General features: G+C 63.4%; 27 protein-coding genes. 16 read left to right on the plus strand and 11 right to left on the minus strand.

Going from position 1 to position 25,957, the window contains the following annotated elements; genetic code table 11:
• Positions 1-57 precede the first annotated feature (57 nt).
• Positions 58-1,005 carry a tripartite tricarboxylate transporter substrate binding protein gene (locus AAIL67_RS09115; RefSeq protein WP_343483940.1) on the plus strand — a complete coding sequence of 316 codons (948 nt, stop codon included), beginning with the start codon at positions 58-60 and terminating at the stop codon, positions 1,003-1,005.
• A gap of 372 nt (positions 1,006-1,377) precedes the next feature.
• Here AAIL67_RS09115 and AAIL67_RS09120 read toward each other — a convergent pair whose 3' ends face one another.
• Entirely contained in the window at positions 1,378-1,560 is a 183-nt protein-coding gene (locus AAIL67_RS09120; protein ID WP_343483833.1) for a hypothetical protein, read from the minus strand.
• Between the two features lie 33 nt (positions 1,561-1,593).
• Here AAIL67_RS09120 and AAIL67_RS09125 point away from each other — a divergent pair, with 33 nt between their 5' ends.
• From AAIL67_RS09125 to AAIL67_RS09175, 11 genes are all read left to right on the plus strand, one after another.
• Complete coding sequence (locus tag AAIL67_RS09125) at positions 1,594-2,004, plus strand: hypothetical protein (RefSeq protein WP_343483834.1); 411 nt, start codon at positions 1,594-1,596, stop codon at positions 2,002-2,004.
• A gap of 212 nt (positions 2,005-2,216) precedes the next feature.
• A complete protein-coding gene (locus AAIL67_RS09130) occupies positions 2,217-3,740 on the plus strand; it encodes a CoA-acylating methylmalonate-semialdehyde dehydrogenase (RefSeq protein WP_012838771.1) in 1,524 nt (507 codons plus the stop codon).
• A gap of 82 nt (positions 3,741-3,822) precedes the next feature.
• Positions 3,823-4,296: a lysozyme inhibitor LprI family protein gene (locus tag AAIL67_RS09135; RefSeq protein WP_223305596.1), complete on the plus strand. Its 474-nt coding sequence runs from the start codon at positions 3,823-3,825 to the stop codon at positions 4,294-4,296.
• Positions 4,293-4,784 (plus strand): lysozyme inhibitor LprI family protein, encoded by a 492-nt coding sequence (locus AAIL67_RS09140; protein WP_052951030.1) that lies wholly within the window; start codon positions 4,293-4,295, stop codon positions 4,782-4,784. The genes AAIL67_RS09135 and AAIL67_RS09140 overlap by 4 nt, the downstream gene beginning before the upstream one ends.
• Before the next feature lie 53 nt (positions 4,785-4,837).
• Positions 4,838-6,004, plus strand: a complete 1,167-nt coding sequence (locus tag AAIL67_RS09145; protein ID WP_046460209.1) for an acyl-CoA dehydrogenase family protein — start codon at positions 4,838-4,840, stop codon at positions 6,002-6,004.
• A gap of 31 nt (positions 6,005-6,035) precedes the next feature.
• On the plus strand, positions 6,036-6,551 hold the full coding sequence (locus AAIL67_RS09150) for a TfoX/Sxy family protein (RefSeq protein ID WP_057092480.1): 516 nt from the start codon (positions 6,036-6,038) through the stop codon (positions 6,549-6,551).
• An 18-nt stretch (positions 6,552-6,569) separates the two neighbouring features.
• Entirely contained in the window at positions 6,570-6,989 is a 420-nt protein-coding gene (locus tag AAIL67_RS09155) for a DUF488 family protein (RefSeq protein WP_012838776.1), read from the plus strand.
• 72 nt (positions 6,990-7,061) lie between these two features.
• A complete protein-coding gene (gene mmsB / locus AAIL67_RS09160; protein ID WP_057092481.1) occupies positions 7,062-7,958 on the plus strand; it encodes a 3-hydroxyisobutyrate dehydrogenase in 897 nt (298 codons plus the stop codon).
• Between the two features lie 4 nt (positions 7,959-7,962).
• The gene (locus AAIL67_RS09165; protein WP_057092482.1) at positions 7,963-8,295 is read left to right on the plus strand and encodes a cupin; all 333 of its coding nucleotides are present in this window, start codon (positions 7,963-7,965) and stop codon (positions 8,293-8,295) included.
• Positions 8,296-8,567: 272 nt separating this feature from the next.
• Positions 8,568-9,656 (plus strand): saccharopine dehydrogenase C-terminal domain-containing protein, encoded by a 1,089-nt coding sequence (locus tag AAIL67_RS09170; protein ID WP_280009476.1) that lies wholly within the window; start codon positions 8,568-8,570, stop codon positions 9,654-9,656.
• 34 nt (positions 9,657-9,690) lie between these two features.
• Positions 9,691-11,211, plus strand: coding sequence for an aldehyde dehydrogenase family protein (locus AAIL67_RS09175; protein WP_343483835.1), 1,521 nt, complete (start codon positions 9,691-9,693; stop codon positions 11,209-11,211).
• A 96-nt stretch (positions 11,212-11,307) separates the two neighbouring features.
• Here the strand turns inward: AAIL67_RS09175 and AAIL67_RS09180 are convergent, their stop codons facing one another.
• From AAIL67_RS09180 to AAIL67_RS09200, 5 genes are all read right to left on the minus strand, one after another.
• Positions 11,308-12,225 (minus strand): LysR family transcriptional regulator, encoded by a 918-nt coding sequence (locus AAIL67_RS09180; RefSeq protein WP_057092485.1) that lies wholly within the window; start codon positions 12,223-12,225, stop codon positions 11,308-11,310.
• A 985-nt stretch (positions 12,226-13,210) separates the two neighbouring features.
• A complete protein-coding gene (locus AAIL67_RS09185) occupies positions 13,211-14,374 on the minus strand; it encodes an acyl-CoA dehydrogenase family protein (protein ID WP_343483836.1) in 1,164 nt (387 codons plus the stop codon).
• Positions 14,375-14,457: 83 nt separating this feature from the next.
• The gene (locus AAIL67_RS09190; protein ID WP_343483837.1) at positions 14,458-14,850 is read right to left on the minus strand and encodes a cupin domain-containing protein; all 393 of its coding nucleotides are present in this window, start codon (positions 14,848-14,850) and stop codon (positions 14,458-14,460) included.
• Positions 14,835-16,157: a CoA transferase gene (locus tag AAIL67_RS09195; protein WP_343483838.1), complete on the minus strand. Its 1,323-nt coding sequence runs from the start codon at positions 16,155-16,157 to the stop codon at positions 14,835-14,837. Before AAIL67_RS09195 ends, AAIL67_RS09190 begins: the two co-directional genes overlap by 16 nt.
• 1 nt (position 16,158) lies before the next feature.
• Positions 16,159-17,145 (minus strand): tripartite tricarboxylate transporter substrate-binding protein, encoded by a 987-nt coding sequence (locus tag AAIL67_RS09200; protein WP_003067463.1) that lies wholly within the window; start codon positions 17,143-17,145, stop codon positions 16,159-16,161.
• A gap of 532 nt (positions 17,146-17,677) precedes the next feature.
• Here AAIL67_RS09200 and AAIL67_RS09205 point away from each other — a divergent pair.
• Both AAIL67_RS09205 and AAIL67_RS09210 read left to right on the plus strand, forming a co-directional pair.
• The gene (locus tag AAIL67_RS09205) at positions 17,678-18,064 is read left to right on the plus strand and encodes a hypothetical protein (RefSeq protein WP_343483839.1); all 387 of its coding nucleotides are present in this window, start codon (positions 17,678-17,680) and stop codon (positions 18,062-18,064) included.
• A 169-nt stretch (positions 18,065-18,233) separates the two neighbouring features.
• Positions 18,234-18,569 (plus strand): cupin domain-containing protein, encoded by a 336-nt coding sequence (locus tag AAIL67_RS09210; RefSeq protein WP_029158280.1) that lies wholly within the window; start codon positions 18,234-18,236, stop codon positions 18,567-18,569.
• A 7-nt stretch (positions 18,570-18,576) separates the two neighbouring features.
• Here AAIL67_RS09210 and AAIL67_RS09215 read toward each other — a convergent pair whose 3' ends face one another.
• Complete coding sequence (locus AAIL67_RS09215; RefSeq protein ID WP_046460199.1) at positions 18,577-19,368, minus strand: hypothetical protein; 792 nt, start codon at positions 19,366-19,368, stop codon at positions 18,577-18,579.
• Positions 19,369-19,469: 101 nt separating this feature from the next.
• Positions 19,470-20,957 carry a PLP-dependent aminotransferase family protein gene (locus tag AAIL67_RS09220; RefSeq protein ID WP_134737325.1) on the minus strand — a complete coding sequence of 496 codons (1,488 nt, stop codon included), beginning with the start codon at positions 20,955-20,957 and terminating at the stop codon, positions 19,470-19,472.
• A 134-nt stretch (positions 20,958-21,091) separates the two neighbouring features.
• On the opposite strand from AAIL67_RS09220, the gene AAIL67_RS09225 reads away from it, so the two are divergent.
• Positions 21,092-21,709: a LysE family translocator gene (locus tag AAIL67_RS09225; RefSeq protein WP_003067454.1), complete on the plus strand. Its 618-nt coding sequence runs from the start codon at positions 21,092-21,094 to the stop codon at positions 21,707-21,709.
• Between the two features lie 9 nt (positions 21,710-21,718).
• Positions 21,719-22,228 carry a GNAT family N-acetyltransferase gene (locus AAIL67_RS09230; RefSeq protein WP_012838791.1) on the plus strand — a complete coding sequence of 170 codons (510 nt, stop codon included), beginning with the start codon at positions 21,719-21,721 and terminating at the stop codon, positions 22,226-22,228.
• 52 nt (positions 22,229-22,280) lie between these two features.
• Here the strand turns inward: AAIL67_RS09230 and mnmH are convergent, their stop codons facing one another.
• From mnmH to AAIL67_RS09245, 3 genes are all read right to left on the minus strand, one after another.
• Positions 22,281-23,336, minus strand: a complete 1,056-nt coding sequence (mnmH, locus tag AAIL67_RS09235; protein WP_343483840.1) for a tRNA 2-selenouridine(34) synthase MnmH — start codon at positions 23,334-23,336, stop codon at positions 22,281-22,283.
• Between the two features lie 382 nt (positions 23,337-23,718).
• On the minus strand, positions 23,719-25,074 hold the full coding sequence (locus tag AAIL67_RS09240; protein ID WP_003067448.1) for a sodium:alanine symporter family protein: 1,356 nt from the start codon (positions 25,072-25,074) through the stop codon (positions 23,719-23,721).
• Positions 25,075-25,327: 253 nt separating this feature from the next.
• Positions 25,328-25,870: a TIGR02281 family clan AA aspartic protease gene (locus AAIL67_RS09245; protein WP_046460195.1), complete on the minus strand. Its 543-nt coding sequence runs from the start codon at positions 25,868-25,870 to the stop codon at positions 25,328-25,330.
• Positions 25,871-25,957: the final 87 nt, after the last annotated feature.

Genomic DNA, 25,957 nt, shown 5'->3' on the forward strand with positions numbered 1-25,957 from the left:
CAAAGCCAATCCATAACTACGCAAACAGCTATCAAAACAATAGTTTCCGCAGCGGCGCTGCTGGTCGCAGCCGGCCAGGCGCTGGCCCAGGGTGATGCCTCCAGCTATCCCAACCGCCCGGTGACCGTGGTCACGGCTTTTGCCGTGGGCAGCGGCCCAGATGCCGTGCTGCGCATCGTTGGCGAAAAGCTGGCCCAGCGCTGGAAGCAGGGCGTGACCGTGGACAACCGCCCCGGTGGCGGCGGCTTTGTCGCCATCGAGTACGCGCGCCGCGCCAAGCCCGACGGCTATACCCTGCTGCAACTGGACAGCGAACATATCTCGGCCCTGCCCTATCTCTACAAGAACAAGAACTTCAACACGCTGAGCCACTTCGACCCCGTGGCCCCGCTGTTCCTGACCCCTTTCTTTGTGGCCGTACCCACGAATTCGCCGTGGAAGAACATGGGCGATCTGATCAAGTCCGCCAAGGCCGAGCCCGGCAAGGTCAGCTACGGCTCCTGGGGCGTGGGCAGTCCCGGCCACCTGGGCGGCGAATGGCTGGACTATCTGACGGGCAGCCAGATGACCCATGTGCCTTACCGCGAGGTCAGCCAGCTGTTCACCTCGGTGGCCAACGGCGACCCGAGCTGGAGCTTTGCCAGCCTGCCCTCCAGCCAGGGCATCTACAAAAGCGGCAAGATTCGCTATCTGGCCGTGGCCGCACCCAAGCGCATTGCGCAAATGCCGGACGTGCCCACGGTCGCCGAAGCCGGCGGCCCAGCCGAGCTGGATGTGAACTCCTTTGTCTCCCTGCTCAGCCCCAAGGGCGTGGATGCCGCCGTGCGCGACAAGATCCGCAGCGATGTGGTGGCCGTGCTGCAGGACCCGCAGGTCAAAGAGAAGTTCTCCACCTTCGCCTTCCAGCCCATGAGCTTCACCGTGCCCGAGATGCAGCAATTTGCCAAGAAGAAGTCCGAGCAATACAAACTGCTGATTGAAAAAGCCCAGATCAGCCTGGATTGAGAGCCACCTTCGGCCATCAAATAGATCACGGCACAGGCATACGCCCGCAACCGGCAAAGCCCCGTCAGCACAGGCTGCACGGGGCTTTTTTCATTGACGCGACGACCTGCCTCGCTCCGGATCAAGAAGGCCGCACATAGACAGCAGAGCTCCAAAGGCGTGCAGAAAACGACCTCGACCCGGGGTTACACTTGCTACGAGGCGTTTCTCCGGACTTTCATCCCACCTCTAGAACGCCCGCATGCCATGAGCCCCCGCTGATAAGCGTCAGGGCGGTGCGGCAGCTTCCCGCCCAAGCCGCAGCGCCGCCTGCCTGCCAGGGCCTCCATGCTGTTTTCACGTGACTTCACGTGATTCAGCCCCTTTAAATCGTTATAAAAAGATGAACAATTCCATCAAGACTGCCATCGCTTTTTTGCTGCTGCCGAGCTGTACATCCGCACCCTGGTCAATCACGACGAGCAGGCCATCAGCCAGCTCAATGACTATCTGCGCCCGGACCGCCTGCGCTCGGGCCGCAGCGCGGACTACGCCAACGCCGCCGAACTCAAGCAAGCCGACAAGGACTTCCCACGTGAAGTCACCGACGTGGCCCTGCCCCTGTTCCCCGAGACACAGCGCAGCGCCCTGCGTGCGCCCGTGGAAAGCCTGATGAGCACGGTGCAAAAGGCGCGCCAGCAATCGCAGTGCAAGACCGTCTCGGCCACCAAGCCCAAGCTCGACAAGCATGGCGTGCTCAATACCGATGTGAAGTTCAGCTGCCAGTTGGTCAAGACCCCCGAGACCTGGGCCGAGGGCATTCAACGCATGGTGCGCAACAAGCTCAGCCTGGATCAGGTGCAGGGCGAACTCAAGAAGCTGCAAGCTGCATACTCAGCCCCCGCCAGCTACACCTACGAGGGCGTACTTTCCCTGGGCATGGTGCCCAAGGACAAGGACAAGGCCTGGCGCAACGACTTCGCGAGCGAAGCCTTTGACGAGATGTTCAGCGAGCTCTAAGAGCACCTGAGAACGGCAAAAGGGCCCGGGTGGGCCCTTTTGCATTTTGCCGCCGCAGGTACTGCAGCCATGCCTGCACGACAAGCTCCAAAGCGCTGGCAGACATAGCATCCACTTGTGCACATTTGCACACCCTATGTGCAGTGTTTGCTATTGCTACAGCAAATCCGCACACATACCATGAGGAACGAATTCACCAACGGAGACACCTCATGAACGCACCGACTTCCGCCAAGGTTCTGGCGCCCACGGTCAAGCTGCTCATCAACGGGCAGATGGTCGAATCCAAAACCACCCAGTGGCGCGATGTGGTCAACCCTGCGACGCAGGAAGTGCTGGCGCGCGTACCGTTCGCCACGCCCGACGAGGTCAACGCCGCCGTGGCCAATGCCAAGCAGGCGTTCAAGACCTGGAAAAAGACGCCCATCGGCGCACGCGCCCGCATCTTTCTGAAGCTGCAGCAGCTGATCCGCGAAAACATGAAGGAGCTGGCCGCCCTGCTGACGGCCGAACAGGGCAAGACCCTGCCCGACGCCGAAGGCGATGTCTTCCGCGGCCTGGAAGTCGTGGAGCACGCGGCCAGCATCGGCAATCTGCAACTGGGCGAGCTGGCCAACAATGTGGCCAACGGTGTCGATACCTATACGCTGAACCAGCCGCTGGGCGTGTGTGCAGGCATCACGCCCTTCAACTTCCCGGCCATGATTCCGCTGTGGATGTTCCCCATGGCGATCGCTACGGGCAATACCTTCATCCTCAAGCCTTCCGAGCAGGACCCCATCGTCACCATGCGCCTGGCCGAGCTGGCACTGGAAGCCGGCGTGCCTCCTGGCGTGCTCAACGTCATCCACGGCGGCGAAGACGTGGTCAACGCCATCTGCGACCACCCCGATATCAAGGCCATCAGCTTCGTGGGCTCGACCAAGGTCGGCACCCATGTCTACAACCGCGCCAGCCTCAACGGCAAGCGCGTGCAATGCATGATGGGCGCCAAGAATCACGCCATCGTCATGCCCGACGCCAACAAGGAGCAGTCGCTCAACGCCCTGCTGGGCGCTGCCTTCGGTGCGGCCGGCCAGCGCTGCATGGCGGTCTCCGTGGCCGTTCTGGTGGGAGAGGCCCGCAACTGGATTCCCGACCTGGTGGCCAAGTCCAAGACCCTCAAGGTCAATGGAGGTACCGAGCCCGGCACCGATGTCGGCCCCCTGGTGAGCTGCGCGGCCCTGTCGCGTGTCGAAGGCCTGATCGAACGCGGTCTGGCCGACGGCGCCACGCTGGAGCTGGACGGTCGCAAACCCGAGGTGGCAGCCTATGCCAAGGGCAATTTTGTCGGCCCCACCATCTTCAGCGGCGTCAAGCCCGGCATGAGCATCTACGAGCAGGAAATCTTCGGCCCCGTGCTGTGCCTGGTCGCGGCCGAGGACATCGATCAGGCCATCGAGTTCATCAACGCCAACCCCAATGGCAACGGCACGGCCATCTTCACCCAATCGGGTGCGGCCGCGCGCAAGTTCCAGGAAGAGATCGATGTGGGCCAGGTCGGCATCAATGTGCCCATTCCCGTGCCCGTGCCGCTGTTCTCGTTCACGGGCAGCCGGGCCTCCAAGCTGGGCGACCTGGGCCCCTACGGCAAGCAGGTGGTGATGTTCTACACCCAGACCAAGACCATCACGGCGCGCTGGTTCGACGACAGCACCACCAGCCACGGTGTGAACACCACCATCAGCCTCAAGTAAGCCGGCCATGAAACCCGACAGTGCCGCCCTGCCTCTTGCAAGGCCCGGGCTGCACTGGGCGGCTTTGCCGATGATGGCAGGCATGTACGTTCAAGAATTGTCCCGTTTCCCATCTCAGCGTTCTGCCATCGGCACAGCCGGCATTTCTGCCCGGCCGCTGGCCCGGCTCTGCGCCCTGGCCGTCAGCGGCCTGCTGCTCATCCACCTGCCTGCAACTGCAGCCCAGGATGGTGATCAGGAGGCACCGCATTGCCCGTCTGGCCAGCCGCTGTCGCTTGCCTGCCTGCAGCACCAGGCCCAGGTCATAGAACGCAGCATGCAGGTGCTCTATCTGTCTTTGCAGCGCCGGCTGCCGCAGGACAGCGCACAGGCTCTGCAGACCGAGCAGCAAGAGTGGACGCAGGAGCGTGATCGGCGCTGCCAGCCCAATGGCTATGTCCATGAGGCCGAAGACATGGCTGCCTGCCGCATCGGCATGGCCCTGAGCCGGGTCGTGGTCTTCAAGAACCAGTGGCATCCGCTGGCCAGGAACGCGCAAGGCGGCGAACAGCCATGAATCGGGCAATTCCACACCGACAGCGCCTGCAGCCCACCATGGGCTGCGATGATGCGGGCATGACGATCCGCACTCCCCAAAGCAGGCGCACATGGCATGCAGCCGTTGCCAGCCAATCGCTTGCAGCTCTTTTGATGACAGCCAGCTTGAGCCAGCACGCACTGGCCCAGGCCGGTGCCGACTGCGTGCCCGGCGGCACCACGGCCCAGACCAATGCCTGTGCCATCAAGGATTTCCAACAAGCCGACACCGACCACCAGATTCTCTACGGGGATGTGATGCGTGCGCTATCGGCTCATGAGCGCCCCGCTCTGCGCAAGGAGCAAGGCGAATGGAGCCGCCATCGCATTACCCAGTGCAAGCAGGCCACGAAGGCCTTTGAAGCGCAGCCCGACTGGCCCAGCCGCTACCACGGCTGTCTGGTGCAGCAAATCACGGCCCGCGATGCGGTGCTCAAGCGCTGGCTGCACCAGGGGCCGCCGGACTGAGCTGCAAAGCCGTCGGGGGCCAGAAGACGAATAGAACAAAAAGGAGACATGAAATGGACTTTGAACTCAGCGAAGATCAACGCGCTTTTGCCGATACTGCCCGTGCTTTTGCGCAGGCCGAGCTGGCACCGCATGCAGCCGAGTGGGACCGCGAGCACATCTTCCCGCGCGAGGCGATTGCCAAGGCCGGCGAGCTGGGCTTCTGCGGCCTCTACGCTCCGGAGAGCATTGGCGGCCTGGCCCTGCCACGACTTGATGCAACGCTGGTATTCGAAGAAATGGCGGCCGTCGACCCATCGACCACGGCCTTCATCACCATCCACAACATGGCGACCTGGATGCTGGGCACCTGGGCCACCGATGCCGTGCGCGCCGAATGGGGCGAGCAGCTCACCAGCGGCAGCAAGCTGGCCAGCTACTGCCTGACCGAACCCGGCGCGGGTTCGGATGCGGCCTCGCTCAAGACACGGGCCGAGCTGGTGGGCAACGAGTACATCGTCAACGGCAGCAAGGCCTTCATCAGCGGCGCGGGCAGCACCGATGTGCTGGTGCTGATGGCAAGAACCGGCGATGCCGGCTCCGGGGCTTCGGGCATCTCGGCCTTTGCCGTGCCTGCCGATGCGGCCGGCGTGAGCTATGGCAAAAAGGAAGAAAAGATGGGCTGGAACAGCCAGCCCACGCGCGTCATCAGCTTCGACAATGTGCGCATTCCCGCGCACAACCTGCTGGGCCGCGAAGGCGAAGGCTTCAAGATCGCCATGAAAGGCCTGGACGGCGGGCGCATCAATATCGCCACCTGCTCGGTGGGCGCGGCCCAGGGGGCACTGACCCAGGCACAAAGCTATATGCAGGAGCGCAAGCAGTTCGGCAAGGCCATTGCGAGCTTTCAGGCCCTGCAGTTCAAGCTGGCCGATATGGCGACCGAGCTGGTCGCAGCACGCCAGATGGTGCGCCTCGCAGCCTCCAAGCTGGATGCCGGCGCGCGTGATGCATCGACCTACTGCGCCATGGCCAAGCGCTTTGCCACCGATGCCGGCTTCATGGTCTGCAACGAGGCTCTGCAGCTGCATGGCGGCTATGGCTATATCCGCGAGTACCCGCTGGAGCGCCTGATGCGCGATGCCCGCGTGCACCAGATTCTGGAAGGCACGAACGAAATCATGCGCGTCATCATTGCCAGGCGCATGCTGGAGGGCGATGCTCCGGAGGTCATTCGCTAAGCTGCTGCCATCACGCAACGCAAGGATCGTCATGCCCGCCAAGCCCATCGCCCCTGAAACCCTGCAGCTCATAGATGCCGTGCGCGATGCGCTGCAGGATTGCACAGCCGTGGAAGAAAAGACCATGTTCGGCTGCCATGTGTTCATGGTCGACGGCAAGATGTGCCTGGGCGTGGAAAACGACGAGTTGCTGGTGCGCTTGCCCCCCGCCAGTCATGCGCAGATTGCAGAGATGCCGGGCGTGCGCCCGCTGTCCTCACGCGGACTGATGGACGGCTACTTCCTCGTCGGCCCCACGGCCTACGCCAGGCGTGAACAGTGGCAGCACTGGATCAGCGAAGCCCTGGCTTTCAACCCGCTGGCAAAGGCCACGCCAAAACGCAAGACCGGCAGCAAGGCCAGCAGCGAGACCGATAGCAAGAAGCCGGGCGATGGAAAAAGTCCTGCCGGTCAGGGCACCAGCAGCGGGCGCAAGCGCACCAGGGCTGCCCCGAAACCGGCTGATGCCGACGCCCCCAGAAAACATCCTATTTTCGACAGCGAATAAGCACAAAGGACTGACCTCATGGCCATACGCATAGTCCAGCTAGGCAGCGAACGCGCCCCCGACGAGGGCCTGCGCATAGGTACGGTGCGCAGACCGCCGCGCGGCGTGCCCAAGGCCGAGTTCGCAAGCCGCAACTACTACGACTGCTGGTATCCCGAGCTCTCGCCCGAGGTGGAGCTGATGCAGCAGGCCCTGGAGGCCATCAAGCTGCGCACGGCCGGCCAGGAGGCACAGGCCGACAAGCTCTGGAAGCAGTTTGAAAAGCAGTTCCGCAAGCAACTGGCCGAGCCCGCCGCCGATCGCACCCTGGGCCTGCTTGCCGCCTTGTCGCACAGCTCCGCCTTTTCTCTGGGCTGCTACTGCGACGACGAGGCGCATTGCCACCGCAGCATCTTGCGCAGCCTGCTCGCTGACAAGGGTGCCATTCTCAAGAATTAAGCGAAAAACCAATCAATCGCTTATGGATAAAGCGCTAGACGCTTTCAATTCAATAACAGCAAGGAGACAGACATGCAAATCGCTTTTATCGGTCTGGGCAATATGGGTGCGCCCATGGCCGTCAATCTGGCCAAGGCCGGCCACAGTGTCAAAGCCTTCGACCTGAGCCAGGAGGCCATCGCCAAGGTCGTGGCCGCCGGGGCACAGGCGGCCTCCAGTGCCCAGGAAGCCGTGCAAGGCGCCGAAGCCGTCATCACCATGCTGCCCGCCAGCCAGCATGTAGAGAGCCTGTTCCTGGGCCGCGACGGCGCGGCCGGTCTGCTCGCGCATATCGCCAAGGGCACGCTGGTCATCGACAGCTCCACCATCGCCGCGGCCACCAGCCAGAAGGTGGCCAAGGCGGCTCAGGCAGCGGGCATAGACTTCATCGACGCCCCGGTTTCGGGCGGCACCGGCGGTGCCATTGCCGGCACGCTGACCTTCATGGTGGGCGGCAGCGACGCGCAGCTGGCACGCGCCCAGCCATTGCTCGAAAAAATGGGGGCCAATATCTTCCACGCGGGCGGCGTCGGCGCGGGCCAGACGGCCAAGATCTGCAACAACATGCTGCTGGGCATTCTGATGGTGGGCACCAGCGAAGCAATCGCTCTGGGCGTAGCCAACGGTCTGGACCCCAAGGTGCTGTCCGAAATCATGCGTCGCAGCTCGGGCGGCAACTGGGCCCTGGAAAAATACAACCCCTTCCCCGGCGTGCATGAGAACGCGCCGGCCAGCAAGGGCTATGCAGGCGGCTTCGGCACGGACCTGATGCTCAAGGATCTGGGCCTGGCGCAGGACAACGCCACGGCCAACCGCGCCAGCACGCCGCTGGGCGGCATGGCGCGCTCCATCTATGCCGCGCACAGTCTGGCCGGTCACGGCAGCGAAGACTTTTCCAGCGTCATCAAGATGCTGCAGAAAAAGGCCTGAGACCATGGCCCTGCCCCACGCCCAACCCGGGGTTCCCGTCGAAGTGCAGCCCTACGGCACTTCGCTGGGAAACCAGAAGACCGCTGCACTCTTCAAGTCCGACACCCTGGAAGTGATCCGTCTGGTGTTGATGGCAGGCAAGCGCCTGCCTGCGCATCAGGTGCCGGGCGAACTGACGATTCAATGTCTGGAGGGGCAGCTCGCCGTCATCCAGGGCGCAAGCCGCCAGACATTGAGCGCGGGGCAGCTGCTGTTTCTTCCCGCCCAAACCATGCATGAGGTCGAGGCCGAACTCGACTCCTCGGCCCTGATCACCATCGCGCTGCACAAGCACTAACCACCAGACCCGGTCACCGGCCAGCTGACCCCGCTCTGCTGCAGCGGGTGTCACAGCTGGCCTCCGGGCTTGAAGCCTGTCAAGCTGTCAGCTCTGACTCCGCAAGCGCTGACAGCTATTCTTTCCGAAGCGGACAGCCCTTGCTGAAGACTCCTTGTCTGCCCACGCAAATCGACTCCTGCTGACGCTTGCCACAGTGGTGCAAATCGCCGCCCTGTGTTTAAGATGACCCCGGAGGAAGTGATCGCTGCGTTGCTCTCAAGGAGTTCTCCATGATGAAGCTGACTGGACAGAACATTCTCATCCTCGGCGCCGGCAAGATCGGCTCAACGATCGCCGACATGGCTGCCGAGCTGCATGAAGCCACCGTCACGCTGGCCGACATGCAGCCCCCGCCCGGCAGCGACCCGCAGGTCCGCCCCCTGCAACTAGACATAGAGGACGATGCGGCGCTGACCCACGCACTGCAGCAGCACTCTCTGGTCATCAATGCACTGCCTTTCTTCTGTGCCGAGCGCGTGGCCCGGGCAGCGGCGCGGCAGGGCGTGCATTACTTCGATCTGACCGAGGATGTGGCGGCCATGCGCGCCATACAGGACATGGCGGCGCAGGCGCGCTCGGTGCTGATGCCGCAGTGCGGACTGGCACCGGGCCTGATCGGCATGCTGGGCGGCCATCTGGCCCAGCAGTTCGACGAGCTGTTCGACCTGCAGCTGCGCGTGGGCGCGCTCACGCGCCATGCGACGAATGCGCTGCGCTACCACTTCACCTGGAGCGTGGACGGCGTCATCAACGAGTACTGCAAGCCCTGCAATACCATCGTCAACGGCCAGCCCATGCTGGTGCCGCCGCTGGAGGGGGTCGAGCCGCTGATTCTGGACGGCGAGAACTTCGAGGCCTTCAACACCTCGGGCGGTCTGGGCACGCTGTGCGAGACGCTGCAGGGCCGCGTGCGCAACCTCAACTACAAGACCATACGCCACCCCGGCCACCGCGATGCCATGCATTTGCTGCTGCACGGCCTGCGCCTGATCGAGCGCCGTGATCTGCTGCGCCAGGTGCTCGAAGGCGCGGTGCCCCACAGCCGTGAAGACATGGTGGTGGTTGCCGCCATGGCCAGCGGCAAGCGCGCGGGCCGGCTGGAGCAGCTGACGCGCGGCGCCCGCATCTTCGGTGCGGCGCTGCGCGGCAGACAGCGCACGGCCATAGAGCTGACGACCTCGGCCGGCATGCTGGCCGCCGTGGAGCTGTTCGCCACGGGCCAGTTACCGCAGCAGGGCTTTGTGCGCCAGGAGCAATGCACGCTGGCCGCACTCTCGAACACCCGCGTGGCCCCCTACTTTGAAGGCCTGCTCGGCTGAAGCCTGTATCTCACACCAATCAGGAGGGACTGCCATGACCGCCATCTCCGCAACCGACTTCCAGACCGTGCTGAGCCGCTGCGGCATAGAGCTGCAGGCTCTTGAGGGCAAGGACATCAGCGTGCACTCGCCCATCGACGGCACGGAACTGGCCAGTCTGGCCGCCCTGCCCGGTGCCCAGGTGCCGCCAGTCATAGACCATGCGGTGCAGGCTTTCAAACAGTGGCGCCTGGTACCCGCCCCGGTGCGTGGCGAGCTGGTGCGGCTCTGGGGCGAGGAGCTGCGCCGCGCCAAGGCCGATATAGGCCATGTGATTTGCTGCGAGGTCGGCAAGATAGCTCAGGAAGGCCTGGGCGAGGTGCAGGAAGGAGTGGACATCTGCGAGTTTGCACTGGGCCTGTCGCGTCAGCTGCATGGCAAGACCATTGTTTCCGAGCGTCCCGGCCACCGCATCATGGAGCAATACCACCCGCTGGGGCCGGTGGCCATCATCACAGCCTTCAACTTTCCGAGTGCCGTGTTTGCCTGGAACGCGGCGATTGCCCTGGTCTGCGGCAACCCGGTGATCTTCAAGCCCTCCGACAAGGCACCGCTGTCGGGCCTGGCCACCTTCAAGGCGCTGGAACGCGCCATTGCCCGGTTTGGCGACCGGGCTCCGGCAGGTCTGGCGCAGATCGTGCTGGGCGGCGCAGCTGTCGCCGAGGCCCTGGTGGACAGTCCCCGGATTGCGCTGGTATCGGCCACTGGGTCGAGCCGCATGGGCCGCACCGTGGGCCCCAAGGTGGCGGCGCGCTTTGGCAAGCGCATTCTGGAGCTGGGCGGCAACAATGCCATGGTGGTCACGCCGGCAGCCGATCTGGATCTGGCCGTGCGCGCCATTGTCTTCAGCGCCGTGGGTACGGCCGGCCAGCGCTGCACCTCGCTGCGCCGCCTGATCGTGCACCGCGATGTCAAACAGCCGCTGCTGGACAGGCTGCTGCCGGCCTACCGCAGCCTGCGCATCGGCAACCCGCTGCAGCCGGATACCCTGGTCGGCCCGCTGATCAACCAGGCATCGTTCGAGGCGCTGCAGCACTCGCTGAGTCAGGCGCTGAAAGACGGCGGTCATTTGCTGACGGGCGGCCAGCGCCAGCTGGAGCAGCAGTTTCCGCAGGGCTTCTATGTGGCACCGGCGATCGTGGACATGCCGGCCCAGACCAGCATCGTGCGCCACGAGACCTTTGCCCCGCTGCTCTATGTGCTGAGCTATGAGGATCTGGAGCAGGCCATTGCGCTCAACAACGATGTGCCTCAGGGCCTGTCCTCCTGCATCTTCTCCAACGATTTACGCGAGGTGGAAGTCTTTCTGAGCGCGGCCGGCTCGGACTGCGGCATGGCCAATGTCAATATCGGGCCCAGCGGTGCCGAGATCGGCGGCGCCTTTGGCGGCGAAAAAGAGACTGGCGGCGACCGTGAGAGCGGCTCGGACGCCTGGAAGCAATACATGCGCCGCACGACCAACACCATCAACTACTCGCGCGAGCTACCGCTGGCGCAAGGCATTCAGTTCGGGTGAAGCACAGGCCTTGCCATCTTTGACTGCCGGGGAAAACCGGGCCCCATGGAGCTGCTTTTCTCGCTGAGCAGCAAGAGATGCACCGCAGTTCCTGGCCTAGCGGACTGCGGCTGGGAGTTCTGGCTGTGCGGCCTGCACCAGGTTCTGCACGCTGGCCACAAAGGCTTCGAGCACGGCCGGCATGCCCCGTGGCCGCCAGGCCAGAACTGCCGGCGTGGTCACCCGGCTGCCGCGCAGCGCCGCAAAGCGCACGCCGTTCATGCCCACGGTCTGCATGCAGGCCGGCACCAGGGCCACGCCCTGACCGGCAGAGACCAGGGCCATGACGGTCAGCCACTGGCGCGCGGCATGCCGTGTATGGGGATGGATGCCGGCTTGCTGCAGACAGGCGATAACGTTGTCGTAGTTGGCCGGCGCCACCTCGCGCGCAAACATGACAAAGGTATCCTGGGCCAGTTCGCGCAGGTCGATTTCGCCGCGCTGGGCCAGCGCATGGTCGCTGGGCAGGCAGCAGACAAAAGCCTCCTCGCCTATGGACAGCGTGCGTATATCGTCCTGGGGCGTGCCGATGTTGAGAAAGCCGCAGTCGATCTGCCCCCTGGCAATGGCCTGCAGCTGATCGCGCGTGGACATCTCGTGCAGGCATAGCTCGACCAGCGGGCGCTCGGCGCGAAAGGCCCGGCAGAACCCCGGCACCTGGCGGTAAACCATGGACCCCGTGATGCCGATGTCCAGCCGCCCCTGCAGCCCTTGGGCCACGCCACGCACCACCTCGGCCGCATGCTGGAGCTGAGCCAACACCTTGCGCGCCTCATGCAAAAAGGCCTCGCCTGCCGGCGTGAGCTTCACGTTCTTGGCATCGCGCTCCATGAGTACCGTGCCCAGATCCTGCTCCAGCGCCTTGAGCGCCATGCTCAGCGGCGGCTGGGTGATGCACAGGCGCTGGGCGGCCCGGCCGAAGTGCAGCTCCTCGGCCAGGACCACAAAGTAACGCAGCAAATGGGTTTTCATCATGTTTCGCTAAGTTTGGCCAAGACCATACCCTAGCCGATCATTTGCTTCGGCCTCCATCTTCCACCGCAGGCCGTAGCAACAAAAACTTCATGTGAAATAAGCCTCTATCCCAATTACAGAAAGTGTAAGCAGCTATCAAAAACCGCATTGCTTTGTCGCCAGCGACAGAGGCCGGGATTTCGCCCCGGCGGGCGACCTTCTTTTCTTGCTCGTGCAAGCAAAGAAGGCAAAAGAACACGCCCCGACTGTCCGCGTCCCTGCGCTTCGCTACGGGCAAACCTGCGTCACGCCATTCGGGCTGCTCTGCCGCCCAACTCGCTGCGCGGCACGCCGCTTCGCTCAGACAGACGGCGGCAAGTCCGTTCACGATGCAACGCTGTCCTACGGCAGCGTTGCCCGCAGCCCGAACCGCGTGCCGCAGGCGCAGACACACGGGTAGATACGGGCGGCCTGCATGAGTTGCGACGAAGCCGGCCTCTGGCGCTTTAAAGATTGCGATAGCACCTACTAGTTTTCCAAAGAAGCTATCCCGCATCCGGTCTTGCCCCTTGTGCCCACGCCTGCGGCGGCAAGTTCTTGTGGCGCACAGTTGCACCGCAGAGTGCAGCTGCATCGTCATCAAATTTGCGGCCGTTTGTCTGAGCGAAGCGGCTTGCCGCGAAGTGAGTTGGGCCGCACAGCCGCAAGAGCTTGACGACGCAGGTTGCCCGCAGGCACAGCCGGCGGGACGGGGGCAGCAGGGACTGTGTTCTTTGCTTACTTTCTTGCACAAGCAAGAAAGTGAGGCGGCAGGCGGGCCGAGACCCGCCCTCTGCAAACAAACCAAGCAGGTCATTAGCTTCGCTCACCATCTCCTCTTGCCAGGCAGGCGCAACACAGATTTCAAGGCAAATCAGCCTCTAGCCCAATCACAGAAAGCGCAAGTAGCTATCAGAAACAGCACCACTTCGTTTGCTTGACCTACCATCCCCTGCCGCTAGGCCGATCAATACGACTTGGGCAAGCCCAGCACCTTCTCGGCGATAAAGCACATGATGAGCTGCGGACTCACAGGTGCCAGCCGCGGAATCCACGACTCGCGCATATAGCGCTCCACATGGAACTCCTTGGCATAGCCCATGCCGCCGTGCGTGAAGATGGCGGTCTCGCAGGCCTTGGCACAGGCTTCGGCGGCCAGGTACTTGGCGGCATTGGCCTCGGCGCCGCAGGGCAGGCCCTTGTCATAGAGGAAAGCGGCCTTCTGCACCATCAGGTGTGCGGCCTCTAGCCCCATCCAGGCCTGGGCCAACGGGTGCTGCACGCCCTGGTTCTGGCCTATGGGCCGGTCGAAGACCACGCGTTCGTTCGCGTACTGAGTGGCGCGCGCCAGGGCCGCACGGCCCAGGCCCACGGCTTCGGCCGCGATCAGGATGCGCTCGGGGTTGAGGCCGTGCAAGATATACGAAAAGCCCTTGCCCTCCTCGCCGATGCGGTCCTGCACCGGGATCCGCAGGCCGTCGATGAAGAGCTGGTTGGTGTCCACGCATTTGCGGCCCATCTTCTCTATCTCGGTCACGGCGATGCGGCTGCGGTCCAGGTCGGTGTAGAACAGCGACAGGCCCTCAGTACCCTTGCACTCCTCCACGGGCCTGGTGCGAGCCAGCAGCAATATCTTGTTGGCCACCTGGGCCGTGGAGATGAAGACCTTCTGCCCGTGCACGACATAGACATCGCCTTCGCGCACGGCACGGGTCTGCAGCTTGAGGGTGTTGAGTCCGGCATTGGGCTCGGTCACGCCGAAGCAGGCCTTGTCCCGGCCCGCGATCAGCGGCGGCAGCCAGCGCTGTCTTTGTTCATCCGTGCCGAAGACCACGGCCGGGTGCAGGCCGAAGATGTTCATGTGCACGGCCGAGGCCCCCGACAGTCCGGCCCCCGTGGCCGAGATGGTGTGCATCATCAGCGCTGCCTCGGTGATGCCGAGGCCCGCGCCGCCGAACTCCTCGGGCATGGCAATGCCCAGCCAGCCGGCTTCGGCCAGGGCTTGGTGGAAGTCGTGCGGAAAGCCGCCGTCCCTGTCCTTCTTCAGCCAGTAGTCATCATCGAAAGGCGCGCAGACCCGCTGCACGGCGTCCCGGATCTGTTCCTGCTCGGCGCTCCATAAAAAATCCATGGCGGCTTCTCTCTATCGGTTGAATTTCAATGAAATCCGCCTCAAGCGCCTGTCTCACAAGCGCTATCAGCTATTGTTTTTTATCAATCAGGTCGGCGCACGCGCGCCGGGTTCTCGCCATAGGGCGGGCTGTAGATGACCAGCAGACGCACGGGCTGGTCGCTGGTGACGCGAAACACATGCATGCAGTCCTCGGGAAAAAAGCAGGTGTCGCCCGGCTGCATGGCAAAGCGCTCGGTCTGGCCCTGGCTTTGCACCTCCACCTCGGCCGTGCCGTCCAGCAGATAGCAGGCCTGCTCCATGCCCGGATGGGCATGCGGCAGCGCGCCACCGCCTTTTCCCAGCGTTCCGAGCACCACTTCCATGTGCTGGGCGCCGACATTGGCCTGGCTGACGAGGCGCCGATTCACCGTGCCGTGGTGGTTGGCGGGGCTGTAGCCCTGTACGTCCTGCTCGCGGATCAGATAGCGGGGCATATGTCTGTCTCTCTTTTATCGTTGGATGATGAAGCCTGCATGCAGGCACCGCTGGCCTGCAGCGCGGCGATCTGCGCCTCGCCAAGACCCGCCTCGCGCAGCACCTGCAGCGTGTGCTGGCCCAGCTGCGGCGCAGCGCTGGCCTCGCGGCCCGGGGGCGTGGCGCTCCACTGCGTGGGATTGGCCGTGGTGCGCAGCCGCCCCTCGCTGGGATGCTCGATCTCGCGCACAAAACCCGTGGCCGCATGGTGGGGGTCGGCCAGCAAGTCCTCGGGCGAAGCCATGGGCATATTCGGCACATCGGCCGCATCGAGCAGCGCGCGCCACTCGGCCGTGCTGCGCTTGCGCATCAGGTTCGCCACCTCTGCATAGACGGCATCGATATTCGCTGCGCGCTGGCCGTGGGTGGCAAACATGGGCTCGCGCATGCGCTCGCCCTGGCCTATGGCATTGAAGAAGCTGTGCCAGTGCTTGTCGTTGTAGATCAGCACGCAGAGATGGCCGTCGCTGGTGCGGTAGGGCTTGCGATGGCGCGTCAGCAGCCGCGCATAGCCGGCATCGCCCAGCGGCGGCTCGAAGCTCAGCCCGGCCATGTGATCGCCCAGGATGAACTGCGTCATGGCCTCGAACATGGGCACGACCACCGCCTGGCCCTGGCCGCTCTTCTCACGCGCATACAGCGCAGCGGTGACCGCATAGACCGCATGCAGGCCCGTGACCCGGTCTCCCAGCGTCATGGGCGCATAGGACGGCTCGCCCCCGCCGTACTGCTGGGCCAGCCAGGGCACGCCGGTCGCCCCCTGTATCAGATCGTCGTAGGCAGGCTTGGCCGCATAGGGGCCGGCCTGATCGAAGCCGCAGCAGCTCACATGGATCAGGCGCGGATGGCTCTGCTCCAGCGTCTGCCAGTCCAGCCCGAGTCTGGCCATGGCCTGGGGCCGCACATTGCTGATGAAGACATCGGCATCGGCCAGCAGCTGCAGCAGCGCCTGGCGTGCTGCGGCCTGCTTGAGATCAAGCACCACGGAGCGCTTGCCCTGGTTGGCCTGCAGAAAAATGGGGCCCATGCCGGGGTTGCGCATGGGGCCTACATGGCGCATGTTGTCGCCCTCGGGCGATTCCACCTTGATCACATTGGCACCCAGGGCGGCCAGAATCTGCGTGGCAAACGGCCCCATGATCACCGAGGTCATGTCCACGATCCTGACGCCGGCCAGGGGACCGGCTGATGTAACCGCTGTGTGACCCGCTGACGGGCCCGCTGTGCGGCCTGCAGCCTGACGGCTATCGCTATGCATGCTCGTCATCTCACTGCGCCTCGATGCCGGCCTGCTTGACCAGTTGCCCCCATTTGGCGAGCTGCTCCTTCACATAGAGCGCGAACTCGTCGGGTGTGGCCGTGGGCCAGACTTCGAAGCCGACCTGGGCCAGTTGCTCCTGCACGGCCTTGTCCTTGAGGATGAGCTGCAGCTCGCCGTTGATGCGCTCGGCAATGGCCTTGGGCATGCCTGCCGGGCCGAAGATGCCGTTCCACGAGGTGATGTCGAAGCCCGGCAGCGTCTTGCCGATGGCGGGCACATTGGGCAGCAGCTGCGATCCCTTGGCCGCCGTCACGCCCAGCGTGCGCACGCGCTCGGTCTTGAGCGTGCCCCAGGCCGAACCCAGATCGGCCACATACATCTGGATCTGGTTGCCCATCACATCGGTCAATGCCTGCGGGCTGGACTTGTAGGGCACGCCGGTGATCTGCGTACCCGTGATGTATTTGAAGGTTTCCGAAGCCACCAGCGAGGTGCTGTTGGGCGTGCCGTAGGAGAGCTTGTCCGGATGCGACCTGGCATAGGCAATCAGCTCGGCCACGGTCCTGGCCGGCACCGAGGGATGGACCACCAGCGCGAACGGCAGCTCGCCCACGCGGGCCACGGGCGTGAAGTCCTTGATGGGGTCGTACTTGAGCCCCTTGACCAGCCAGGGATTGGCCGAATGCGAGGTGTTGGTGGTCATGAACAGCGTATAGCCGTCCGGCTTGGCCTTGACCACATGCGCGGCTGCAATCTGGGCATTGGCCCCGGCCCGGTTGTCCACCACCACGGGCTGCTTGAGTCGCTCGCCCAGCTTGTTGGCCACCACGCGCGCCACCGCATCGGTGCCGCTGCCAGCAGCAAACGGCACCACCAGCGTGATGGGGGCTGCGGGATAGCTCTCCTGAGCCAGCACCGTCCCGCCAAGGCCCATGCTCATGGTGGCTGCCAGGCCTGCGCTCGCACAGGCGCGCAGTAAGAATCGCTTGTTCATGCTTGTCTCCTTGTTCAGGCTGCGGCACCTGTATCCGGTGCCTGCACTGCATGCTGAAGCGTTCAATCATTCAAGTCCAATTGTTTAAACCGCATGAATGATTCAATTTACGAATCATTAAATCCAGCTAGACATTCCCAGCCGCTGCGCACGACGCCTCGCCTTCCCCCTCTGCACGGAGAAATGAGCCGGATTTGTACAAGCGTCCCCAGCCCTTATGCCCTTGAGGTGGCGGCAGCGGCCCGCTCTGGTCAGGCCCAGAGGCGTCGAGATCGACGGAGCTTTTTGGCGGCGAGAGCGGCTCGGACGCCTGGAAGCAATACATATGCTGCACTAGCAACGTCATCAGCTATTCACGCGAGCTGGCGCTGACGCAAGGCATTCAGCTTGAGCAAATAGCTGGAGCGGATACGGGGTTGAAGCGCCGCTCAATGGCAGACTGTCGCCTTGTTTCTTCTGTATTCCTCTGACCATGGCCGAGCCTCTCAAGCACCCCGGCAGCGACATCGAGTTCCATGCCGACCCGTCTCTTTTGCTGGCGCCCTTCGATATCTATGATCGGGAAGAGTCTCTGGGTCAGGAACTCGCAGCCTATGATCCCAATGATCCCCAGCAGTTGCTGCAGTTGCTCGATCGCTATTTCTTTCCCTGCTGTGAGCAGGCTTCATGGAGCACAGCGCATAAAGTGATGCTGACCCGGTCATTGCAAGCCGCCTTGCAAAGCCTGCAATACGACTTTGCAGCCCCACTGCAAGACAGCCATGACGGCTGCTTCTACCTGCCCGCAAACTGGCGGATTCAGGCTCCTCGACAGTTCTTCCTGAACGCTTATTCGATCCTGCTGAAACGCTGGGCTGCAGAGTTCGCGACAGCGGGCTTCAGCCCCATGCCTGCCGAGAATCTACAACACTTGGCATGACGGCTGCCAGCCGTTCCCGGACCTCTGCGATACGCCCCAAACAGCGCTGATGAGCAACGAAACGAGGCGATAAGGCCTGATGCCCTACAGCGCTGTCACAAAACGGTGATTGAACTTGGGCCCCACTCGGGGGAGAATGCCTTATTACCGCTTTCGCTCAGGTGCTGTCATGGACCATATCCACTCCACGCCCACCCACCAAGCTCTGGATGTCGCTCCTTACGGAGCCAGGCTTCCTGCCGCTCACTCGAGCGTGCTCTTCAAGGCGGAAGATCTGGAAGTCATTCGCGTCGTGCTGCGCTCGGGCCAGTCGCTGCCGCCGCATCGCGTGCCTGGCAGCGTCAGCCTGCAATGCCTGGAAGGTCGGCTCGAAGTTCTCATCGGCCAGACCGTGCATGAACTGGGGCCCAAGCAACTCATGCATCTGCCAGCCAATATGCCCCACGCCGTGCGTGCCATGGAAGACTCGTCCGCGATTGCCACCATCGTGCTCTGTGAGGCCTGAAGAACTTCTATCGAACGGGCAAAAACTGCATGAACGGGCCGGCAAGCAATCCCTGCGCATAGCCGATGACGGAGCGCCGATAGCGCTCGGTGGTGTAATCCGCCACCAGATCCAGCCGGCCTATGATCTTTCCCATCTCGCGCTCGAAGCTCAGGTTGCGCCCCTCTTCCGCTATCTGATTCGATAGCAGCAAGGGCTTTCCACCGGGCGTCTTGCGCGAGTTGAGAATCCAGTTGGCGATCTCCAGATTGCGCGCTGCATTGAAGACATGCTGCGGGTCCAGCCCGTCGATCAGCGTGAAGCTGGTTCGCCCGCCATGCGCGGTGATCAGCATATCGGCTGCAGCATGGACGAAGGCCGCGACCCGGTCTCCGGCGAACTCGGGCTGCAAGGCCAGGGACAGCGCTGCCACATCGCGCTTGTCCTGCAGTTCATGCCAGGGCTGGCGCTCCATGACGGCAATGCGCACATAAGTCATGGCCGCCTCCCGGCTGGAGGCGGTCTTTTTCCATTCGGCGGGGTTGCGGCGATAGAGCTTGTCCATGATGAGAAACAGGCTCTCCAGATTTTCCTTCATGGCCAGCGTTGCCATGCGGTTGCTGTCGGACTGCAGCAGCTCGCGCGAGTGAAAGTCCTCGCCCTTCACTTCGCCGTGATTCGTGGGGGCACTGGAACAAGCGGCCAAAGCGCAAAGCACAAGCCCTGACAGCAGCCACCGCCCCATGAGCGGGCGAGCACGCAGGAAATCGCGCGTGCAGTGACCTGCGGCGGCATGGGGCAAAGCTCGTGCTGCTGTCATGCTACAAACATAACAGCAGATGCAACGTGTTCAATCACGCCAGAGGCGCGCGATTGTTATCAATCGTGAACAAAGCCCGGGCCCGTTCACCGGCCAGGACGCTATTTGCGCAGCTGCCGGAGGATCTGCTCCAGCACCTTCCATGGCTCGGTCTGGTCGGCCATCGCCACGGGCACGCGCAGCTTGCTGCTGGTTGCCTGCTGCGGCGAAAACAGCAGACCCGGAGCCAGCAGCAGATTGCTCAGCGCCGCCTGACGCGCCAGCACCTCGGTATCCACGCCGCAGTCGACCCAGGCAAAAGTGCCGGCCACGGGTTCGTACTCCGCATGGCAGCCCAGCGCTTCGAGCTTGCGCAGACAGCGACCGCGCGCGCGGTCCACGCGCTCGCGCAGCCGGTCCACATGCTTGCGAAAGGAACCGTCGGCCAGAATATGGTGCACGATCTGCTCCGCCGGCAGCGAAGAGGTCAGGCCTGCCAGCAGCTTCATGTCGGTCAGGCGGTGCACATACTCGGGTTTGGCCGCGATATAGCCCACGCGCAGGCCGCCCGACAAGGTCTTGGAATAGCCCCCCACCAGAATCACGCGCTGCAATCTGTCCATGGCCGCCAGCCTCAGCGGCATGGCGCCCAGGAATTCGGCATAGGTGTCGTCCTCTACCAGCAGGAAATCATGGCGCTCGGCAATGCGCAGCACCTCGTGGGCCACGCCGGCAGACAGGCTCAGCCCCGTGGGGTTGTGCACCGCCGTGTTGAGGATGAAGAGCTTGGGCTTGTGGCTCTGGGCCAGCGATGCCAGGGCAGCCACATCGGGCCCGCCGGGCAGGCGCGGCACGCCGACCACATTCACACCCATGTACTTGAGCCGCCCGAAGATCAGAAACCAGGCCGGATCTTCGACCAGCACGGTATCGCCGGGCTTGAGAAAGCAGCGCACGACCAGATCCAGCCCATGGGTCACCCCGCCCACCGTCATGAGATTGGCCTCGGGATGGGCCGGCACCTCCTGGGCTTGCAGATTCGAGGCGATCTGCTGGCGCAATGGCAGAAAGCCCTGTGGATGGCCATAGCTGAGAAAGCTCTGCTCGGCCCGCGCATTGTTACGGGTGATGGCGCGCATGGCGCCCGTGATCAGACCCTGGTCCATCCAGCTCGAAGGCAGGCAGCCCGCACCCCCGGTGCCCGCGCTGTCATCACGAAAAATGCCGCGCAGCAGATAAGCGGTGTCGAAGTCCGCCGGCTGCGCCGAGGCGGCAGCAACGGCGGCAGGCTCCATCACACGGCGCTGGGCAGCCACATAAAAACCGCTGCCGCGCCGCGATTGCACCAGGCCCTGGGCAGCCAGCTTGTCGTAGGCCTGGACCACGGTGTCGCGGCTGACACCTGCGCTTTCCGCCAACGCCCGCACCGAAGGCAGGCGCACGCCCACACGCAGGCCGTGGTTGCGGATCAGCCCGCCGAAATGCTCGACCAACTGCTCCACCAGTCCCACCGCACTGGAGCGCATGGGCTGCCAGCCCAGGGATGCCGTAGCGGCCACAGGCAAGGCTGCCGGGGTCGCTGCCCTGCCGTCGATATGAGCATCCAGCATGAAGTGCTTCCTCAAAGTGTCAGGTCAATTAGAGCAGGCCAGCTCATCAACTGGCCTGCAAAAGTGTACTGATAGTGTACTGACTACAGATCTTAGTATAGAGGCACAACGCTTATGCAGCCCCAAGGTTCACCATGTCATTTCTGCCTGAATCCTCTGCCTTCATCCTGCCATTGGCCATGTTTGCCTTTGTCAGCTCCGTGACGCCTGGCCCCAATAATGTGATGCTGACGGCCTCGGGGGCCACTTTCGGCTATCGCCGCAGCGTGCCGCATATGCTGGGCATCTGTCTGGGCGTGGTCATCATGGTGCTGCTGATCGGCGCGGGCCTGGGCAAGTTGTTCGAGGCCGAGCCCCGCATCTACACCCTGCTCAAATATGTGGGCGCGGCCTATCTGATCTGGCTGGCATGGAAAATCGCCCGTGCCGGCGGCGTGGACCAGGGCCAGTCGGGCAGCCGCCCGTTCAGCTTCTGGCAGGCAGCTGCCTTCCAGTGGGTCAATCCCAAGGCCTGGATCATGGCCGTGGGCGTGGTGGCGACTTACACACCGCGCGAAGGCTTTTTCGTCAATCTGATGCTATCGGCCCTTGTTCTGGGCCTGGTCAACTACCCCAGCATCAGCGTCTGGACCCTGTTCGGCAGCACCGTGGGGCGCGCACTGCGCACTCCACAGGCCCTGCGCATGTTCAACGGCGTGATGGCCGGCCTGCTGCTGCTGTCGCTGGTGCCCATCTTTGCCGAGCATGTCTAAACTCGGTCCATGCAATATGACATACGCCAACTGACCGAGTCCGACCTTTGCAGTTATCGCGCCCTGCGCCTGCAAGCCCTGACAGAATGCCCCACCGCCTTCGGTGCCACACCTGCCAGCGAACGGGCACTCGGCGATGCGCAGATACTGAGTCGTTTCGGCAGCACGCCAGGCCAAGCCATGTGGGGAGGCTTTGACGCAGACGGCAGACTCTGCGCCACCCTGGGCATGTATCGCGAGCAGGGAGAAAAGACTGCGCACAAGGGCAATCTCTTTGCCATGTACGTGGCTGCGGCGGCCCGAGGCCAAGGCCTGGCCCGCCGCCTGCTGGAGACGGCTGTTGAGCACGGCAGAGCGCTGAACTTGCGACAGCTGATGCTGGGCTGCAATGCCGGCAACGGCAACGCACTACGCTTGTATGAGCAGGCAGGTTTTAGCGAATATGGGCTGGAGCCTGCGGCCCTGTATGTGGACGGCGAGTATTTCGACGAGGTGCTGATGGTGATGAAGCTGGACTAGTCCGCACCGCACCGGCCCGTTTCAGCCGGCATGCTTGAACAAGCGGCCTGGCTCAGCGCGCCTGCATCGCAATGATCTGCCGCGCCAGACCGGCGATGGCCTCATCCGAGAGCTGGTCTGTCTCCAGAACCTGGCGCCGGGGCCATTGCTCGAAGTGATTCGACTGGGAGCGCTCGTAGTGCGGGTCGTAGTGGCGCAGCATCAGCTCCTCGAACAGCGAAGGCAGCTCCCCGGCCCGAGCCCATTGCTGCCAGCGGCCCACGGTCTCCTTGCCCTGCAGCTCCTTGAGCCAGCCCAGCTTGGTGGCCAGCACTTCGGGATCGTCCCCCAGGTAGGCATAGTCGCGCAGCAGATAGGAAAGGCGTGCGGCGGTCGTCGCACGCACCTCGATGACCGGAGCCTTGTGCAGATGCTGCACCAGCACCAGCGGCAGGCCGACGCGGCCGATCTTGGCGCTCTCGCCTTCCAGATAGACGGGACGCGAGAGATCGAAGGTCTCCATCTGCTCGGCAATCAGGGTCTCGAAACGCTTCTGGCTGGGCTGCTCGATGCCGGGCAGACCGCCCAGCAAGGAGCCCTTGTGGCTGGCATAGCCCTCCAGGTCGAGCACCTGCTCGCCTCTTTGGGCCAGCGCATGCAGCACGCGGGTCTTGGCCGAGCCGGTGGCGCCGCACAGCACGCGCATCTGCAGCTGCGGCACCAGGCTTTCGAGCTGCGCGATCACATGACCGCGAAACGCCTTGTAGCCACCGGCCAGCTGCTGTGCATCCCAGCCGACCAGACGCAGCCAGGTCACCATGGAGCCGCTGCGCAGGCCGCCGCGCCAGCAATAGACCAGGGGCTTCCAGTTGGCAGGCTTGTCGGCAAAGGTTTCGCGCAGATGGCGTGCCAGATTGGCCGACACATAGGCCGCCCCCAGACGCTTGGCCTCAAAAGGGCTGACCTGCTTGTAGATGGTGCCGATCTCGGCACGCTCGGCATTGCTCAGTACCGGACAGTTGATGGAACCGGGGATATGGTCCTGCTCAAACTCGGCGGGCGAGCGGGCATCGATCAGGGCATCAAACTGGTGACGTTCGGGAACGCGAACGGGCTGGCGGTGGGACACGGCAGACTATCCATGGCTACGCCTGACAGCCTGCATGGCTGCCGGGCAATGGCGTGTGGTCGGGCGCAAAGCGGGAATCGCGACAATGCGGCGATTCGACCTGAGGCTCGGCAACATGAAAAACCTGCAGTCTCATCTCAAGATGAAGCCGGCAGGCCACGAAGCAAGGGCGTGGATCGAGCCTCGATACGCACAACGGCTGCGGCAATATTTTCCGCAACAGTCATTCCCTGTGTGGGAGGTATTTTCGCAGATATGCGGGGCTGCTTCAGCCACGGCCCCAAAACTGCACAGGGCGCAGCTGCTTGCACAACTGCGCCCTGTGTGAGGTCAAGTCAAGCTCCAGCACTTGTGCGTCAAGCGCCTAAAGCTATCAAAATGATCAGGCCTGGCTATCCTGGCGCGCAAAGTATTCGCGCGTGAGCTGCACGATCACGGGTGAGAGCAGCAGCAGCGAGATCAGATTGGGAATCGCCATCAGCGCGTTCAGCGTATCGGCGACCAGCCAGGCAAAGTCCAGCGTGGCCACGGCCCCCACAAAGGCGCTGATGGTCCAGAGGATGCGGAAGGGCTTTTCACAGATGGTGCCGACCAGATAGGTCCAGCATTTTTCACCGTAATAGGCCCAGCCCAGAATCGTGGTGAAGGCAAACACCGACAGCGAAACGGCCAGCACATATTTGCCCACGCCGGGCATGGCGGCCTCGAAGCTCTGGGTGGACAGCACGGCCCCGGTTGCGCCGGAATTCCAGACGCCGCTGACCACGATGGCCAGCCCGGTCATGGTGCAGACGATGATGGTGTCGATGAAGGTGCCCATCATGCCTACCAGCCCCGAGAAAACGGGGTCTCGCGTGGCACCAGCAGCCTGGGCGATGCCGGCCGTGCCCAGGCCCGCTTCGTTGGAAAAGATGCCGCGCGCCACGCCCATGCGGATGGCCATCAGCACCGTCGAGCCCAGAAAGCCGCCCGTGGCCGCCGTGGGGCTGAAGGCCTGCTCGAAGATCAGTGCAAACGCAGCCGGAATGCGGTCGAAGTACACGCCCAGCACATAGAGCACGCAGACCACATAGGCCACGCACATGGCAGGCACCAGCTTTTCGGCCACCGCACCGATGCGGGTGATGCCTCCCAGCACCACGGCACCGGTAAGCACGGCCAGGCCGAGGCCTGTGATCCAGCTCTCCAGACCGAAAGCCGTGTGCATGGCCGATGCAATACCGTTGGACTGCACCATGGAGCCGATGCCGAAACCGGCCAGACCGCCAAAGATGGCAAACAGCGTACCCAGCCATTTCCACTTGCTGCCCAGACCGTTCTTGATGGCGTACATCGGGCCGCCCACCCACTGGCCGTGGTCGTTTTTCTCGCGGTACTTCACCGCCAGCACCACCTCGCCATACTTGGTAGCCATGCCCAGCAGCGCCGTCATCCACATCCAGAACAGTGCGCCCGGGCCGCCCACGGCAATGGCCGTGGCCACGCCGGCAATATTGCCCGTGCCCACGGTGGCGGACAATGCCGTCATCAACGCTGCATAGGGAGTGATGTCGCCATCTGCCTTGTCGCCGGGACGGCGGCTGCGCCAGATCATGCGAAAGCCGCGCACGATGTTGCGCAGCGGCATGAAGCCCAGGCGGATCTGCAGATAAAAACCCGTGCCGAGAATCAGCACGATCATGGGAACGCCCCAGACAATATCGTTGAGGGCTTTGAAGAGTTGGGTTAACCAGTCCATTGAGTGTCGTCTGCCGCAGCCAGCTTTCGCCTGCGGTCCATTGAATGGCAACAGTCCCGGAACATGTCTTTCACCCATGAGCGGCGAGTGCGGCAACCGCAAGAGGCCCGTGTGAGGCCCACGCACAGCGCACTATTCCTGTTTGCCGGTTGGCAAAGCGCCCTACTTTAATCCAGTCTGCGATCGCTTTTGGGCTGCCGCGGCCTATGACTCGCACAAGTGCGCAAAATCACGGTCAGTATCTTCACGGCACTCACTTGCGCGGGCGCAGCAGCATTTCATCGCCGCTCATCTGCACATCGAAGAAGCGCAGAAAGTTCTGGCCCAGCAAGGCGTCTTCGCTGTCGTCGCCCGTATAGCCCGTGCCCACGCGCACGTCGCGCACACGCAGGCTGGCGATACGGACCTCGTCGGCGGTGACGATGCGGCCGTCGCGTTCGCCGTTGGCCGTGCGAAAACGTACCTTCTCGCCACCCTCCAGACCGGCACGCTCGGCCAGCGCATCGGTCACGCTGACCGAGGTGGCACCGGTATCGACCATAAAGGTGACGGGCTGATCGTTGACATAACCCTTGACACGGAAATGCCCGTCCATGCCGCGCTCTATGCGCACCGTGCCGTCGGCCATGACCTTGGCCTGGGCCGGCTTGAGGAAATGCTGCATGGCCAGATACATCGCAGCCATGACCACCAGCCAGAACAGCAGAAACAGCATGGTGCTGCGCCGTGCCACGGATTGCGGGGAAGGCTCGGACTCTGGCGAGGACTGGGGCGGCGGCGTGACATTCAGGCGCATGGGCAGGCAAACAAGCTGAGGACAATGCGGCCATTTTGCCAAGACCGGCGCCAAGGTCATACCCAACCATTACGGCGCCAGCGCCGC

This window comes from Comamonas sp. A7-5 (assembly GCF_039581385.1).
In the GTDB taxonomy this organism is placed as follows: Bacteria; Pseudomonadota; Gammaproteobacteria; order Burkholderiales; family Burkholderiaceae_C; genus Comamonas; species Comamonas thiooxydans.

Excerpts from the sequence above, each read along its gene's own strand:
- AAIL67_RS09175 (WP_343483835.1), top strand. The coding sequence starts at position 9,691 with ATGACCGCCATCTCCGCAACCGACTTCCAGACCGTGCTGAGCCGCTGC.
- mmsB (WP_057092481.1), top strand. The coding sequence starts at position 7,062 with ATGCAAATCGCTTTTATCGGTCTGGGCAATATGGGTGCGCCCATGGCC.
- AAIL67_RS09145 (WP_046460209.1), top strand. The coding sequence starts at position 4,838 with ATGGACTTTGAACTCAGCGAAGATCAACGCGCTTTTGCCGATACTGCC.
- AAIL67_RS09165 (WP_057092482.1), top strand. The coding sequence starts at position 7,963 with ATGGCCCTGCCCCACGCCCAACCCGGGGTTCCCGTCGAAGTGCAGCCC.
- AAIL67_RS09155 (WP_012838776.1), top strand. The coding sequence starts at position 6,570 with ATGGCCATACGCATAGTCCAGCTAGGCAGCGAACGCGCCCCCGACGAG.
- AAIL67_RS09230 (WP_012838791.1), top strand. The coding sequence starts at position 21,719 with ATGCAATATGACATACGCCAACTGACCGAGTCCGACCTTTGCAGTTAT.
- AAIL67_RS09185 (WP_343483836.1), bottom strand. The coding sequence starts at position 14,374 with ATGGATTTTTTATGGAGCGCCGAGCAGGAACAGATCCGGGACGCCGTG.
- AAIL67_RS09240 (WP_003067448.1), bottom strand. The coding sequence starts at position 25,074 with ATGGACTGGTTAACCCAACTCTTCAAAGCCCTCAACGATATTGTCTGG.
- AAIL67_RS09195 (WP_343483838.1), bottom strand. The coding sequence starts at position 16,157 with ATGACGAGCATGCATAGCGATAGCCGTCAGGCTGCAGGCCGCACAGCG.
- AAIL67_RS09190 (WP_343483837.1), bottom strand. The coding sequence starts at position 14,850 with ATGCCCCGCTATCTGATCCGCGAGCAGGACGTACAGGGCTACAGCCCC.
- AAIL67_RS09210 (WP_029158280.1), top strand. The coding sequence starts at position 18,234 with ATGGACCATATCCACTCCACGCCCACCCACCAAGCTCTGGATGTCGCT.
- AAIL67_RS09170 (WP_280009476.1), top strand. The coding sequence starts at position 8,568 with ATGATGAAGCTGACTGGACAGAACATTCTCATCCTCGGCGCCGGCAAG.
- AAIL67_RS09215 (WP_046460199.1), bottom strand. The coding sequence starts at position 19,368 with ATGACAGCAGCACGAGCTTTGCCCCATGCCGCCGCAGGTCACTGCACG.
- AAIL67_RS09130 (WP_012838771.1), top strand. The coding sequence starts at position 2,217 with ATGAACGCACCGACTTCCGCCAAGGTTCTGGCGCCCACGGTCAAGCTG.
- AAIL67_RS09180 (WP_057092485.1), bottom strand. The coding sequence starts at position 12,225 with ATGATGAAAACCCATTTGCTGCGTTACTTTGTGGTCCTGGCCGAGGAG.
- AAIL67_RS09135 (WP_223305596.1), top strand. The coding sequence starts at position 3,823 with ATGTACGTTCAAGAATTGTCCCGTTTCCCATCTCAGCGTTCTGCCATC.
- AAIL67_RS09150 (WP_057092480.1), top strand. The coding sequence starts at position 6,036 with ATGCCCGCCAAGCCCATCGCCCCTGAAACCCTGCAGCTCATAGATGCC.
- AAIL67_RS09225 (WP_003067454.1), top strand. The coding sequence starts at position 21,092 with ATGTCATTTCTGCCTGAATCCTCTGCCTTCATCCTGCCATTGGCCATG.
- AAIL67_RS09200 (WP_003067463.1), bottom strand. The coding sequence starts at position 17,145 with ATGAACAAGCGATTCTTACTGCGCGCCTGTGCGAGCGCAGGCCTGGCA.
- AAIL67_RS09220 (WP_134737325.1), bottom strand. The coding sequence starts at position 20,957 with ATGCTGGATGCTCATATCGACGGCAGGGCAGCGACCCCGGCAGCCTTG.
- AAIL67_RS09140 (WP_052951030.1), top strand. The coding sequence starts at position 4,293 with ATGAATCGGGCAATTCCACACCGACAGCGCCTGCAGCCCACCATGGGC.
- AAIL67_RS09245 (WP_046460195.1), bottom strand. The coding sequence starts at position 25,870 with ATGCGCCTGAATGTCACGCCGCCGCCCCAGTCCTCGCCAGAGTCCGAG.